At 34.2% G+C, this 15027-nt stretch carries 14 protein-coding genes; 12 read left to right on the forward strand and 2 right to left on the reverse strand.

From position 1 onward, the window contains the following. Positions 1-74: 74 nt before the first annotated feature. From K1I41_RS06910 to K1I41_RS06965, 12 genes are all read left to right on the forward strand, one after another. Entirely contained in the window at positions 75-725 is a 651-nt protein-coding gene (locus tag K1I41_RS06910; RefSeq protein WP_220639648.1) for an acyltransferase, read from the forward strand. Between the two features lie 34 nt (positions 726-759). Continuing rightward, positions 760-1932: a glycosyltransferase family 4 protein gene (locus K1I41_RS06915; protein WP_220639649.1), complete on the forward strand. Its 1173-nt coding sequence runs from the start codon at positions 760-762 to the stop codon at positions 1930-1932. Positions 1933-1936: 4 nt separating this feature from the next. After that, complete coding sequence (locus tag K1I41_RS06920; protein ID WP_220639650.1) at positions 1937-3055, forward strand: glycosyltransferase family 4 protein; 1119 nt, start codon at positions 1937-1939, stop codon at positions 3053-3055. Further along, positions 3055-3669 (forward strand): sugar transferase, encoded by a 615-nt coding sequence (locus K1I41_RS06925; RefSeq protein WP_220639651.1) that lies wholly within the window; start codon positions 3055-3057, stop codon positions 3667-3669. Before K1I41_RS06920 ends, K1I41_RS06925 begins: the two co-directional genes overlap by 1 nt. A 23-nt stretch (positions 3670-3692) precedes the next feature. Next, positions 3693-3917: an acyl carrier protein gene (locus K1I41_RS06930; protein ID WP_220639652.1), complete on the forward strand. Its 225-nt coding sequence runs from the start codon at positions 3693-3695 to the stop codon at positions 3915-3917. Between the two features lie 6 nt (positions 3918-3923). Beyond that, entirely contained in the window at positions 3924-4982 is a 1059-nt protein-coding gene (locus K1I41_RS06935; protein ID WP_220639653.1) for a 3-oxoacyl-ACP synthase III family protein, read from the forward strand. Then, positions 4979-5755, forward strand: coding sequence for an SDR family NAD(P)-dependent oxidoreductase (locus tag K1I41_RS06940; RefSeq protein WP_220639654.1), 777 nt, complete (start codon positions 4979-4981; stop codon positions 5753-5755). The genes K1I41_RS06935 and K1I41_RS06940 overlap by 4 nt, the downstream gene beginning before the upstream one ends. Before the next feature lie 29 nt (positions 5756-5784). Next, positions 5785-6438 (forward strand): acetyltransferase, encoded by a 654-nt coding sequence (locus K1I41_RS06945; RefSeq protein WP_220639655.1) that lies wholly within the window; start codon positions 5785-5787, stop codon positions 6436-6438. A 125-nt stretch (positions 6439-6563) separates the two neighbouring features. Next, positions 6564-7700 carry a DegT/DnrJ/EryC1/StrS family aminotransferase gene (locus K1I41_RS06950; RefSeq protein WP_220639656.1) on the forward strand — a complete coding sequence of 379 codons (1137 nt, stop codon included), beginning with the start codon at positions 6564-6566 and terminating at the stop codon, positions 7698-7700. 79 nt (positions 7701-7779) lie between these two features. Continuing rightward, positions 7780-9756 carry a polysaccharide biosynthesis protein gene (locus tag K1I41_RS06955; protein WP_374106907.1) on the forward strand — a complete coding sequence of 659 codons (1977 nt, stop codon included), beginning with the start codon at positions 7780-7782 and terminating at the stop codon, positions 9754-9756. A 108-nt stretch (positions 9757-9864) separates the two neighbouring features. Beyond that, positions 9865-10641 carry a polysaccharide biosynthesis/export family protein gene (locus tag K1I41_RS06960; protein ID WP_220639657.1) on the forward strand — a complete coding sequence of 259 codons (777 nt, stop codon included), beginning with the start codon at positions 9865-9867 and terminating at the stop codon, positions 10639-10641. 5 nt (positions 10642-10646) lie between these two features. Next, on the forward strand, positions 10647-13037 hold the full coding sequence (locus tag K1I41_RS06965; protein ID WP_220639658.1) for a GumC family protein: 2391 nt from the start codon (positions 10647-10649) through the stop codon (positions 13035-13037). Between the two features lie 40 nt (positions 13038-13077). Here K1I41_RS06965 and K1I41_RS06970 read toward each other — a convergent pair whose 3' ends face one another. Both K1I41_RS06970 and K1I41_RS06975 read right to left on the reverse strand, forming a co-directional pair. After that, on the reverse strand, positions 13078-13815 hold the full coding sequence (locus K1I41_RS06970) for a tyrosine-protein phosphatase (protein ID WP_220639659.1): 738 nt from the start codon (positions 13813-13815) through the stop codon (positions 13078-13080). A 75-nt stretch (positions 13816-13890) separates the two neighbouring features. Continuing rightward, complete coding sequence (locus tag K1I41_RS06975) at positions 13891-15024, reverse strand: lipoprotein N-acyltransferase Lnb domain-containing protein (protein WP_220639660.1); 1134 nt, start codon at positions 15022-15024, stop codon at positions 13891-13893. Positions 15025-15027: the final 3 nt, after the last annotated feature.

Below are 15027 nucleotides of genomic sequence, written 5' to 3' on the forward strand. Positions count from 1 at the left end.
GTAAGTTTAAGCAGTTGAATTTAAGGAGATTGTTAAGGATAGGGTTCTTAAAAACCATATTTCTAAACTTTAAAATGCTGCCATTTAAACAAGCAATTTTATTTCCTATAATTGTTAGTAGGCACGTATCTTTTCACTCTTTAAAAGGAGAAATAGTTTTAGAGACTGCGCCTAAATCAGGTTTAGTAACCATTGGTTTTAGTGGAGATGATACAATTTACCCAGGTAAAAAGTTTTTTTTCAAACTCGACGGGAAAATAATTTTTAAAGGTAAAGCGAATTTAGGAGTAGGTAGTATAATAAGAGTTGATAAAAACGGGGTTTTAGAAATCGGTGATAATCTAACAACTGGACATTCTGTTAAAATAATTTGTTCTAAATATGTTAAAATTGGTAATACAGTAAGAATCGCTTGGGAATCGCAGGTTATTGATACCAACTTTCACTATTTGCGAAATGTTGAAAATGGAGAAATAAAAGATAGAGTAGGTAATATTATAATTGGCGATTTTGTTTGGGTTGGAAACAGAAGTACCGTTCAAAAAGGAACTGTTTTAGGTAACAATACAATTGTTACCTCTAACAGTATATGTAATTCAAATTTTTCTAATCTTGAGAAATTTAGTATTATTGGCGGAATGCCTGCAAAATTTATAAAATCAGGTATTGAACGCATATTTGATATTGATGAAGAAATTGCAATTTCTAAAAGATTTCAGAATTAAAAGGAATTTAATTAAAAATATAATATAGGTAATAGTGGAAAAAGTATTGTTTGTTCACGATGGTCCCTTGAGAAGAGATAGTGATGATAATTATTATGGAGTACAGGCTGGAGACACACAAAGGCAAAGATATCTGAGCTTAGGGGATAGTATAACCTATATGATGAGATTGAAAATGATTTCTGATGCTGAAAGAAGTAAATACAGTTTAATAAAAAAAGAAAAATTTTCATTCGTTGAAGTGCCTAACTTTCTTTCAATTTCTAAACTTTCAAACAGAAAAAAGGCTGCCGAAATTATAAAACGAGAAGTAGATAATCATGATATAATTGTAGTAAGGCTACCCAGTGCAACAGGCTATATAGCGTTTAATTATGCAAAAAAAATTAATAAGCCAATTTTGGTAGAATTAGTGGCTTGTGTTCATGATTCTTTATACTATTATGACTGGAGAGGTAAGTTAATGGCTAAATTGAAAATGTTACAATACAAAAAAACATTACAAAAAGCTAACCACGTAATATATGTAACTGATAAATATTTACAACAAAAGTACCCATCTCCCAGTAAATCGGTTAACTGCTCTAATGTAGTTGTTAATTATACAGAGGACTCGGTTTTAGAAAAAAGATTAGCTAAAATTGATAATAAGCCGTCAGATGAAATAATGACTCTTTGTACCGTTGCTGCAATTGATGTAAAATATAAGGGCCAAGCCGAAGTAATAAAGGCAGTTTCGATATTGAAGAAACAAAACATATTTGTTAAATATAAAATAGTTGGTCAAGGAAATCCAGAAAGATTAAATAATATCATACAAACGTGTGGAGTTGAAGATTTGGTAGATATTGTTGGTCCTGTAAAACATGATAAGGTGTTTGAATTTATTGATGGAGTAGATGTTTATGTACAGCCAAGTAAAACCGAAGGATTACCAAGAGCGGTAATAGAAGCTCTAAGTAGAGGATGTCCTTCAATAGGGTCAAGAGTTGGAGGTATTCCAGAATTAATTCAACAAGAGCTACTTTTTAACTCAGAGTCAACTACTGAGATAGCCGAAGTAATTAAAAGGATATCAAATAAGGATTTACAACGAAAAGTTGCAAAAGAGAACTTTGAGAAAGCAAAAGAATACCAGTTTGAAATAATTGATAAAAGAAGGAAATCTTTTTACAAAGAGTTTAAAAACGACTCTAAACTAATATAATTTGATGAAAAAGAAAGTGCTTTTTACGGCATCTATAGCAAAACACTTGCTCAGATTTCATTTACCTTATTTGCAGTGGTTTCAAAATCAAGGATATGAAACTCATGTAGCTTGCGAAGGTGATGAAAATATACCGTATGTTGATAAACAATGGAATGTTCCTTTTATCAGAAGCCCTTTTTCAGCAGGGCATATAAAGGCATATAAAGTATTAAAAGGAATAATTGATAGTGAACAATACGTCATGGTTCACTGCCATACACCCATGGCAAGTATTGTTACCCGATTAGCAGTAAAAGATGCCAGAAAAAAAGGAACAAAGGTTTTATATACCGCACATGGTTTCCATTTTTATAATGGTGCTTCTTTGATAAACTGGCTTACATACTATCCTGTAGAAGTTCTTGCAAGTGCACAAGCTGATGCTGTTGTAACGATTAATAGCGAGGATTATAATAGAATAAAAGAAAAAGGAAGTAAGAAAACAGAATATTTCCTTATTCCAGGAATTGGTGTTGCTAAGAGTAAGTTTTTTCCTGTTAGCCATGATGAGAAAATAAAATTAAGAGAAAGCAAAGGGTTCAAACCCGAAGATATTATAGCAGTTTATGCTGCTGAGTTTATACATAGAAAAAACCACCAGTTTTTAATTGAAGCTATTTCAAAACACAAAGAAGAATTTCCAAATTTGAAACTGCTTTTTTGCGGAAGAGGGGTTTTAAAAGATAAGATGGAAGCATTGGTGCGCGAAAAGAATTTAGAGTCTGTTGTTTTATTTATGGGATTCAGGAATGATATTGACGAAATATTTAAAATGGCTGATATAGGGATTTCTTCGAGCAGACAAGAAGGGTTAGGACTTAATCTTGTAGAAGAAATGATGTGCGAATTACCTATCTTAGCCACTGTTGATAGGGGGCACAAGGAAATTATAAGACACGATGTGAACGGATATTTATTTGCACAGCAAAACGAATCAGAGTTTATTAAGTATTTAAAAGAACTTTATAATAACGAGAAGCTTAGAAAAGATTTTGGTAAAGAATCTATAGCAATAGCCGAAAATTTTGAGATAACGAATTCTCTTGCTGTTATGAGTTCAATTTATAAAAAGTTTCTATAATGGTATATTCAGGATTTTTAAAACCGTTGTCAGATTTCCTGATAGCTTTTGTTGTACTACTTTTATTATCACCCATACTACTATTGCTTATAGTGTTATTAGGGATTTTTAATAAAGGGAGTGTTTTCTTTTTTCAAGAACGACCAGGTAAAAACGGTAAAATATTTAAGGTTATCAAGTTTAAGACAATGAACGATAGAAAAGATGCCGACGGAAAGTTACTGCCCGATGCCGTTCGTCTCACTAAAGTTGGTAAGTTTGTACGTACAACATCGTTAGACGAACTCCCGCAACTTATTAATGTTGTAAAAGGAGATATGAGTTTGGTAGGACCAAGACCGTTGTTGGTAAAATACCTACCACTATACAATACCAAACAAGCTAGGCGGCATGAGGTACGGCCTGGAATTACAGGGTGGGCGCAAGTAAATGGGAGAAATGCTATATCGTGGGAACAAAAATTTGAACTCGATGTATATTACGTAGACAATCTTTCTTTGGGTTTAGATATTAAAATTATATATTTAACCGTACTTAAAGTAATTAAACGAAGTGATATAAATACAGATGGTGTTGCCACTACAATACCGTTTACAGGAACAGAAGAATCATAACAAACCTCAAAAAGAATCATACAATGGAAAATAAATTTATTGAAGCACTACAAGAAGCACTAGAGATGGAAAATCAGGAAATTAACTTTGAGGATAACTTCAGAGATTACGATACTTGGGATTCACTTAGCCGTCTTTCACTCATTGCAGTTTTAGATGAAGAATTTGACGTGCAGATTGAAGACGAAAAATTTGAGAAACTAATTACAGTTAAAGATTTGTATGAAGCTGTAGTTGCAAACAAATAAAACATTATGGCCTTACTGGAGTTTAAAAATATAGGTATAAGAGGTATTGCTGGAGCAGTGCCTAAAACAGTTATTAATAACTACGAATATACCGAACATTTTCCAGCAGAAGATGTAAAAGATATTGTAGATAAAGTAGGTATATACGAGCGTAGGTTTGCTGATGATGCTACCTGTGCCTCTGATTTGTGCTATCATGCTGCCGAAAAACTAATTTCTGATTTAGAGATAGATAAATCCGAAATAGATGTTTTGGTATTTGTATCGCAAACAGGAGATTATCGTATGCCCGCAACCGCTATAATTTTACAAGACAGATTAGGGCTTAACAAAAATACAATTGCATTTGATGTAAACTTAGGCTGCTCTGGTTTTGTGTACGGACTCTCTATAGTATACAACTTTATGCAGCAGGCAGGTTTACGAAAAGCATTACTATTGGATGGCGAAACACGTTCCAGAGTATACAGTCCGAAAGACAGAAAAACAGCATTTTTGTTTGGTGATGGCGGTGTAGCTGCCATTATAGATAAAGACGAGGCTTACGGGCAAAGCTGGTTCTCATTAAATTCAGATGGTGCCAGGTCATCCCTAATAAAAATGGATGCAGGAGGATATCGAAACCCAAGTACTCCAGAAACATTAAAAGAAAAAGTTGTAGACGATTATGGAAATATTCGTACCGACGAACATGGTTACATGAATGGTGCTGATGTTTTTAATTTTGTATTGGCAGAAATTCCAAAGGACATTAAGAAAACATTTAAGTTTGCAGAAAAAACTACGGCAGATCCTGACTTTTTTGTGTTCCATCAGGCAAATAAATACATGAATGATTATTTGCAGAAAAAATTAAAGCTAGAAAACGAAAAAGTTCCGGCTTCCGTTTCAAAATTCGGAAACACATCGTCAGTATCCATACCATTAACCATTGTTTCAGAGCTACAAGGTAAACTAAATGGTAGCAAAGAGCTATTTCTTTGCGGGTTTGGTGTAGGGATGTCATGGGCTTCGGCTATTTTAAAAACACAAGATTGTCACGTTAGTGATTTGGTAGAGGTATGATTGAGTCAGAAATAAACGCTTTTGCACTACAAGACAAAAATCTTGTTGTTACAGGTGCTACCTCAGGCATAGGTAGGCAAATAGCCATTTTATGTAGTAGGCTGGGGGCGTCACTAGTATTGCTTGGGCGTAATACCGAGCGTTTAAACGAAACACGCTCTATGCTGCACGAGCCTAATAATCATCTAACGTACGAAATTGATATTAATAATTATGATGCTGCCAGTAGTATAATTAAAGATGCAGTAGCAAAAAACGGAAAACTACACGGTTTAGTTAACTGTGCAGGCGTTTCTCCAACCATGCCTTTTCGCACCACATCTAACGCCAAAATGGAAGAGGTTTTTGCTACCAATGTAATTGCAGCCATGAATCTTACAAAACTCGTTTGCAAACCTGCCAATATGGTTGGCCAAGGTGGAAGCGTTGTTTTTATAGCGTCTGTAATGGGTAGCGTAGGCGAAGTAGGCAAATCATTATACGGTATGAGTAAAGGTGCACTTATAGCAGGAGCAAAATCGATGGCTATAGAGTACGCATCAAAAAATATACGCTTTAATACCATCTCTCCAGGTGTTGTAATAACGCCAATGTCAATGTCTTCAGAATACAGTAAACATCCTGAAAAATTGGATTTTGTTACCAAACTACATCCATTAGGTTTAGGTATGCCACAAGATATAGCGCAAGCCACAACATTTCTGCTATCTGATGCTTCGCGTTGGATAACAGGGGTAGATTTAAAGATAGATGGTGGGTATACCGCTAAATAAAATTAAAACATACGCCAATTAATATAATAATGGAACAAATAATAATTATAGGTGCTGGGGGGCATGCTGCCGAAATAGATGAATATTTGGCACACGCTAATACACTTAATAATAAAGTTAAATATAAACTGGTTGGTCTTATTGATGATAATGCTGCTAGTTACAATGCCTATAAATTTTCGGCACCTTATTTAGGAGCTATAAAAAACCACGAAATAAATAGTAATTGCCATTACGTAATGGGTATTGCAAACCTAAAATTTCGAAAAATTATAATAGAAGATTTTATTGTTAAAGGAGCTGCTTTTGCAACATTTGTGCACCCGTTAGCCTATGTTTCCCCTTCGGCAACTATAGGGCAAGGTGTAGTAATTGCACCGTATGTAAATGTAGGGCCTAACGTAGTTATTGGTAATTTTACATTAATTAATTCGCGTGCCAGTATGGGGCACGATAGTAAAGTAGGCGATTTTAATTTTATTAGTCCCAACGTTTGTTTTTCTGGTTTTACCACTATTGGTAACGAAAATTTGTTCGGTATCAATTCGGCATCAATACCACAAATTACAATAGGAGATAGAAATAAAATTGCTGCGGGCATGATTGTAGAACGCAATATTGATAACGATACTACCTATTTTCATAGATTTAAAGAAAAGGTGTTAGCAATACCAAAAGCTTAGTTGTTATACTAATAGCAAAAAATAATATAGTTTAACGGTATATATTGACGAATTGTTAAAATAGATACTTGTTAATACCATTAAAGTTTAGACTACATTTGTAAAGAAAATAATTACATTATAAAATGGAATTAAGTAAAATATGGCTTTCATCTCCACACATGGGAGGTAAAGAACAAGAGTACGTAAAAGAAGCGTTTGATACCAACTGGGTAGCACCACTAGGACCAAATGTTAACGGTTTTGAGAAAGATATTGAAACCTACCTTAAAGAACCTGTTTATGTTGGAGCTTTAAGCTCTGGTACTGCTGCTTTGCACATAGGCTTGATTTTAATGGGAGTACAGGCGGGCGACGAGGTACTTTGTCAGAGTATGACTTTTTCGGCATCGGCAAATCCAATTCTGTACCTAGGCGCTACACCTATTTTTGTAGATAGCGAAGCTGATACTTGGAATATTTGTCCGAATGCACTTGAAGATGCAATTAAAGATAGGATTGCCAAAGGAAAAAAACCAAAAGCTATAGTTGCTGTACATTTATATGGTATGCCATTTAAGGCAGATGAGATTGTAGCTATTTCTCAGAAATATGAAATCCCCGTTTTAGAGGATAGTGCAGAAGCGTTAGGTAGCACTTATAAGGGACAGAAGTGCGGTACTTTTGGCGATATAGGAGTGCTTTCATTTAACGGTAACAAGATTATAACTACCTCTGGTGGCGGAGCACTTGTAACGTCCAAAAAGGAATGGCGAGATAAAGCCGTTTTTCTATCAACACAAGCAAGAGATAATGCACCACATTACCAGCATAGTGAAGTAGGGTATAATTACAGAATGAGCAATATATGTGCAGGTATAGGCAGAGGGCAAATGGAAGTATTAGATGCTCATATTGCAAAAAGAAGAGATATGCATGCTTTTTATGCTAATTTGTTTGCAGATAATGATGCTGTAACTATATTTGAAGAACCAGCGGATGATTATTTTTCTAATCACTGGCTAACTAGTATACTGATAGATTCTGATAAGACAAACGGTCGTACAAGAGAAGATTTACGTTTAGCTTTAGATGCAAAAAACATAGAGTCAAGACCTCTTTGGAAACCAATGCATATGCAACCTGTTTTTGAAAAATATCCGTTTTACGGAAATAACATATCCGAAAAGTTATTTGAAGATGGTTTATGCTTACCATCAGGTTCAAATTTAACAGATGAGGACAGGGCACGTATAAAGGAAGCCATAATATCTTTCTTTTAATACTTAACCTGTTTGTGTTAAAAATTTATATATTTATCAATATTTTCTAAATTAGTTGGCTTAGTTAAATAAAGATGTAGTGGAAAAGAAATTTAAAAAGAAATCATTAGATGCCGTTGAAAAAGCAGTTAATGATACAAAAATCTGGAAGCTTTTTGACAATCTAGGCTATTTACCGCGCTGGATTATCCTTGTAATAGATGTATTTGTTATCTGTATTACGGGTGTCCTATCGTACGTTTTAATACACAGAACAGGTGTTTTATACATAAACCCTAAGTTATATATAGTAAGTGTACCAGTTTATCTTCTTATAAGTATTACAACTTTCCGTGTATTCAGGACCTATTCGGGTATAATTAGGCACTCATCATATATTGATGCCGTAAAAATATTTTTCTCACAGTTTACAGCAGCTTTTTTATTACTTGCTTTTAATAGCATGTACAAATCGCTTACTGGCGATTTGGTATTCCTAAATATAGGTATACTCATTAATGCAGTTTTCTCGTTTACAAGTTTATTCTTGTACAGAGTTTTAATTAAGCAGTTTTTTGAAAACTACCTTAATCAAACAAAAAAACAACACCTTGCCAAAGCCATCATTTATGGTACAGATGCTAATGCCATTGCAGTAGCTAACGCCCTAAAATCGGAAGTGCCAGGGAGGTTTAAATTAGTAGGTTTTATTGATAAGTACAGCCAGAATAAATCGAAAATGATTTTAGGCTTACCCATTCTACAACACAAAAAGAAAACGTCTACACTTATGCGTGTGTTTGGTGCTCAGGCATTAATTATTGCAGATAAGAGCCTTACTAAAGACGAAAAACTTACCATTGTAGATGAATGTTTAGACTTTAATTATAAAGTTTATACCGTTCCTTTAGTATCCGATTGGGAAGATGAGAAAGAAATCTCTAAAAAGATTAAAAACTTCCAAATTCAGGATTTATTAGAGCGTAAACCTATCGTACTTGATAATAATTCGATATCAAGCCAACTAAAAAATAAAACAGTACTAATAACAGGAGCAGCAGGCTCCATAGGTAGCGAAATTGTACGCCAAGTTGTTCAATTTAATCCCAAATGTGTCGTAATGCTCGACCAGGCAGAAACACCACTCCACAACCTTGGTCTTGAAATAAGCAAGATGGAAGTTAAGTCAGAGTCAGTTACTGTTATTGGAGATGTTAAAAACAGGATAGAATTAAACGAAATTTTTAAACGTTACAACCCAGATGTCGTATATCATGCGGCAGCATATAAGCACGTTCCGTTAATGGAAGGGAACCCTTCGCAAGCCGTCTTTGTAAACGTATCAGGTACTAAAAACGTTGCTGATCTTGCTTGTGAGTATCAGGTGGATAGCTTTGTAATGGTATCTACAGATAAAGCTGTAAACCCTAGTAACGTAATGGGAGCAAGCAAAAGGATAGCCGAAAAATATGTACAATCTTTACACAACAAGTTATTAGCAGAAAATAAAACACATACTAAATTTATTACAACACGCTTTGGTAACGTGTTGGGTTCTAATGGTTCGGTAGTGCCGTTGTTTACTAGACAAATAGAAAACGGAGGACCTATAACGCTTACGCATCCTGATATTATTAGGTATTTTATGACGATACCTGAAGCTTGCCAGCTTGTATTAGAGGCAGGTGCTATGGGCAAAGGTGGCGAAATTTACATTTTTGATATGGGTAAACCTGTTAAGATTATAGACCTTGCTAAAAAGATGATTCGATTGGCAGGCTTTATACCAGATAAGGACATCATGATAAAAATTGTGGGTTTACGACCAGGTGAAAAACTTTATGAGGAATTGCTTAATGATACCTCTAAAACATTGCCTACGCACCATGAAAAAATAATGATAGCACAAGAGGTATACGATGATTTTTCACATTTAGAATACCTTACTGCTGATTTGATAGAAGCTGCCTCAACTTATTCGGGTATCGAGGTAGTTTCAAAAATGAAAGCTATTGTACCAGAGTTTATAAGTATGAACTCTGCTTTCCAGTCGCTGGATAAGAGTACAGTAGACTAATGATTTTTTTATATTAAAGTAATATATCCTAACAATAAAAAATTATCTTTGCGCAGAATTTATTACTTATTGTATAGATTCGGGTTCAAATATTCAATAAGATTTTTCATGATAAAAAAAGCAATAGTTTTTCTTACTATACTACTTACTTTAAATTCTTGTGTTTCGAATAAAAAAATCATTTACTTTAATGATACTTCAAATACGGAAAACAACAAAGAGGGTGGTATTCTAGAATATCAAAATGTATTACGACCAGATGATAAACTTATCATTACTGTTACTGCCGATGAACCTTCTTTAGCAGCTCCATTTAACCTTGTTTACCTTACCCTACAAAGTAACCAAATGACTAACATCAATAATAATGATGCGCTTATAAGTTACTTGGTAGACCAAAATGGATATATAGATTTAGCAGGTATTGGTAAAGTAAAACTGGCAGGTTTAACACGTATTGAAGCTGAAGCTAAGATTAAGAAACTACTTGAAAAGCAACTTACAAATCCTGTTGTGAATTTAAGAGTAATCAACTTTAAAGTTTCTGTAATGGGTGAGGTTTCCCGACCAGGACCTGTAGAGGTTACGGGTGATAGAATTACAATTCTTGAAGCGTTGAGTAGTGCTGGAGATATGACCATTTATGGTAAAAGAAAAGACATTATTGTTATACGCGAAGATGAAGGAGTAACATCTATTAATACTGTTGATATAACAGATGCAAACATTGTAAATAGTCCCTTTTACTACCTTAATCATAACGATGTGGTGTATGTAAAACCGAATAAAACAAGAGTAAACTCATCTGTGATAGGGCCTAACCTAACGGTTGCAATATCAGCTTTGTCATTAATTGTTACTATAATTGCTTTAAGCACAAGATAAGATAAATGCAAAAGGAAAATAATAATTTCAAGGAAGAGCTGGATTCTAACTTTAATCTTAAAGATGTATTTTTTAGGTATTTGCGCAAGTGGCCATGGTTTGTACTTGGTGTAACATCGTTTATCTTATTAGCTTTTATATATTTACGCTATAGTATTCCTAAGTATAGTGCTTCTGCAATTATTATGGTTAAGGATGATAAAAAAGGAGGTATGGTGTCAGAGCTCGCTTCTTTAAGTGAAATGGATATGATGGGCGGTATTAAAAGCACCGTTGATAATGAAATTGAAATTATTAAATCTCGTACAATTATAGAGTATACTGTAAGAGATTTGGATTTAAACTTGCGTTATATACGAAAAGGAACAGTTAAAGCAGTTGATTTATATAAAAAATCTCCAATAAAAGTAATTCTTTCAGATGAAGATGCTGTTACCAACAGTTCACAATTTAGAGTATTGTATAAAGGAGGTAGTAATTTTACACTTTTTGATACAGAAGATAATGAGTTAGGGACGTATAAATTTGGTCAGGTTATAAACCACAAGAATGGTAATTATACTGTAGTTAACCAAACTGAAGGTAAAGAAGGTTTTGATGTTACTTTTTTTATAGAACCAATACTTAAAGTAACACAAAGATATAAGAGCAAGCTTAATGTAAAGCTTGTTAGTGAGCGTACCAGTGTTGTTCAGTTATCTATAGTAGATGCCGTAAAAATTCGTGCGGAAGACTTTTTGAATACGCTTATTGCAAACTACAATAAGGATGCTAAACGTGATAAAAGTTTAGTTTTCCAAAATACTGCCGATTTTATAGATGACAGGCTTGACCTTATAATGAAAGAGCTTGGTGATGTTGAAAAACAAGGTGAACTTTACAAAAAGAAAAATCGTGTTACAGATATAATTTCTGAAAGTGGATTGTTTTTACAAAATGCTTCAGAATTTGAAAAGAGCTTTATAGAGACTGAAACACAACTACGCATTGTTAAATCGTTGCGAGATTTTGTATTATCTGCATCAGACACAGAGTTAATTCCAGCAAATATTTTAGCACCTACTGCCGTAGATGCAACAGCAGCTTCCTCCTTAATAGAGGAGTATAATGCTCTAATGCTTCAGAGAAATAAAAAAGCCCAAGGTGCCACTGAAGAAAATAGGATTATTATTCAGCTAGACCAGCAATTGGCATCGTTAAAGGAAAATGTTATTGCCAATTTAGATAGGCTAAAAAATACCTTAAATATAAGGCGACAGGATCTTGAGCAACAACAGCAAAAGCTTTTAGGTAAAATATCAGATATACCAACACAACAAAGAGAATATAAATCTATTCTGCGTCAGCAAAACTTAAAAGAGGCTATATTTGTTTACTTACTGCAAAAAAGAGAAGAAACAGCCATATCATTGGCATCTACAGCTCCTAATGCTAAAATTATAGATCCCGCTCTCGCTGCCGATATACCCGTATCTCCAAAGGCAAAACTAATCTATATGGCAGCAATCATATTGGGCTGCATTATTCCTTTCGGCATAATCTACATTAGGGATCTTTTAGATACCAAGTTACATGGATACAGGGATATTAAAAACCTTTCAATACCCTTTTTAGGTGATGTTCCAAGAACAGAGTCTAGTAATGAGTTGATTAGCATGAATAGTCGATCGAGTACTGCGGAGTCTCTTAGAATTATAAGAACTAACTTAGAGTTTATGCTAGGTCAGGTTCCAGAGGGCAATGCTAAAACAATATTCGTTACCTCAACCATACCAAAAGAAGGTAAAACCTTTATATCAGTTAATCTTGCCGCTACAATTGCATTGTCAGGTAAAAAAGTAATGCTTATAGGTATGGATATTAGAAACCCAAAACTGGATGAGTATATAAGTTTACCGTCTAAAGGATTGAGTAATTACCTATCTACTAGCGGAACAACACTAGATAGTTATATTGTTAAACAACCAGGGTTTGATAGCTTTGATGTATTACCGCCAGGGATTATACCTCCTAACCCTGCTGAGCTACTTATGAACCCTAAAATTGGAGAGCTGTTTAGCAGACTTAACGAGGAATATGATTATGTTGTGGTTGATACGGCACCAGTGAGTTTGGTAACAGATACTTTGGTAATTGCTAAATATGCAGACTCTGTTGTATACGTGGCTAGAGATGGCTACTTGGATAAGCAAATGCTTTCGATACCACAGTCGTTATATGAAGATAAGAAATTACCAAATATGGCAATTTTGCTTAATGATACACATCAAAAAAGTGGTTACGGGTATGGTTACGGCTACGGATATGGTTACGGGTATGGCTATGGCTATGGTTATGGAGTAGAAGTTAAGAAACGTACCATTTTAGATAAAATTTTAGGTAGAAATAAACAGTAAGTATAAAAACTACTTGTATTATATAATAACAATTCCCATTTTACATCTTAAAATGGGAATTGTTATTTAAAGCCTTCTCCAAGTTTTTAAATTTCTTTAATAGTATTGGGTTTTTTAATGCTGCTGCATGGCGTGTATGATGGGTATCAGAACCCGCATAGTCAATCATATCTTCATCAAGTAGCATTTTACAATTATCAAGAACAGGCTTACCATAATACCCAGTAACCGAGAGTAAATTTATCTGGAACAAACACCCCGCTTTTTTTAGTTTTTTATATGCCTCCATGTTGTTATGGTAAAACATATATCGTTCTGGGTGTGCTAATACAGGTTTATAGCCCTGTAGTTGCAACTCAAATAATATATCGTACAATTGCATTGGTGGGTTTAAGTAGGACATTTCTACTAGCACATAATCGTCTTTAAGTGTTAGTAACGGCTCCGATTTAAAAAGCGTCATAAAAGTATCGTCTATCAAATACTCTGCTGCTGCTTTAAAAGGCACATTAATGTTATTTTGGAGTTGCGCATTCAATGCTATTTTTTCGGTAGCCTTTATTCCTTCCGAAGTATTATTCCAAACCCCATTCAATACATGGGGTGTTGTTATAAACTGGCTAAAACCATAGTCCATTAAGGTGTTTACTAATAAATTGGAATCGTCCTCGTCTTTGGCACCGTCGTCTATACTAGGTAATAAGTGGGAGTGGATATCTACATAACCATCAGGAATAATATCTACGAGCCTTGTTTTAGGTTTTTTGAAGAATAACAAATTGTGCTTTTTTTAATTGTACTACACAAAAATAGTGTAAAAATTCAATCACAAAACGCAGTGTGCTATTTGTTTTTACTTGTTTGCAAACTGTTTTTGTTGCTGTATAACTCGTAAAAATACTACTATATGTAGTGCAATAATAGGTAGCATTATAGTAATATGTACTTTGTTTAGTATATACAGAACGTAAATGAGTAACAGAGCACCACAAATATAAGTAGTTACTTTTGCAGCTTTAGTTTTATTTGTTGCTACAAAATAAGCCAGTAATAAGAGTATAGGGTTAATTAATAGCGTGTTATGGTTTTGGCTTATCTCGCTATGGGAGGAATAAAAGCCTATTGCGCAAAAGAAGATTCCTAATAGCCCAGTTACAACCATGTAGGCTAGCATTACTTTTTTATTTTTGGTAAAGTATATTAGTAAAAGCATAGTAATAACAAAACTATAAAAGCTGTTCCATAACAATACTCTGTACTCACCATTATTACCTTGTACTATTATGCTAGCAGGTTTTGCTAGCGGTTTACCTTGTAGTGTAGTGTTTTCCAAACTTTCTTTAAGCTGAAAAGGTAAAAAAACCTCACTTATAGTATTATCTGTTTCGTTACCAAATACCATGTTAATACCTAACTTTTCGTAAAAGTGATTATCTAGGTAATTGTATAAAATTGCTCTGTAGCTTTTACCCTTATCCGAGATGTCCATAGATAATTCTGTATCAATATTATCACTAATAATATCGGCAACCATAGTGGTACAATTTCTATCTATAAATTTATAGGTGTAAAAGCGTCTTTCTTCAGATAATAAAATACTATTCAATTCATCAGCAATAGCTTGCTTTTCCGATAGGTTAAGTACTAGCTCCTGTTCGTACACCGTACGCTGATAATATTGATATTCTGCGATAAAATCGTTGTATGAGCCGATGGATACAAAATATTGCAAGTTACCTTCTACAAACTTTAGGTAAAAATTGGGCGTACTAAAATCGAAGGCTCCAAAATTGTAAACAACGTCCAGTCCCATGCTCGGGTCGGCCACTCTAATTGCAGTATGTCCAAAAACAGAATACAATTCCTCTCCAGCATCGCAGGTTAGTAAAGTTACCTTTGCCCGATTTGATAGTGGTATTTGTGCATTGCTTTTTAATGAAGTAAAAAATAATACAAGCAGTATGCAGGTAAGAATAAAACTTCGCATTTT

Origin of the sequence: Flavobacterium litorale (assembly GCF_019613795.1) — a bacterium.
In the GTDB taxonomy this organism is placed as follows: Bacteria; Bacteroidota; Bacteroidia; order Flavobacteriales; family Flavobacteriaceae; genus Flavobacterium; species Flavobacterium litorale.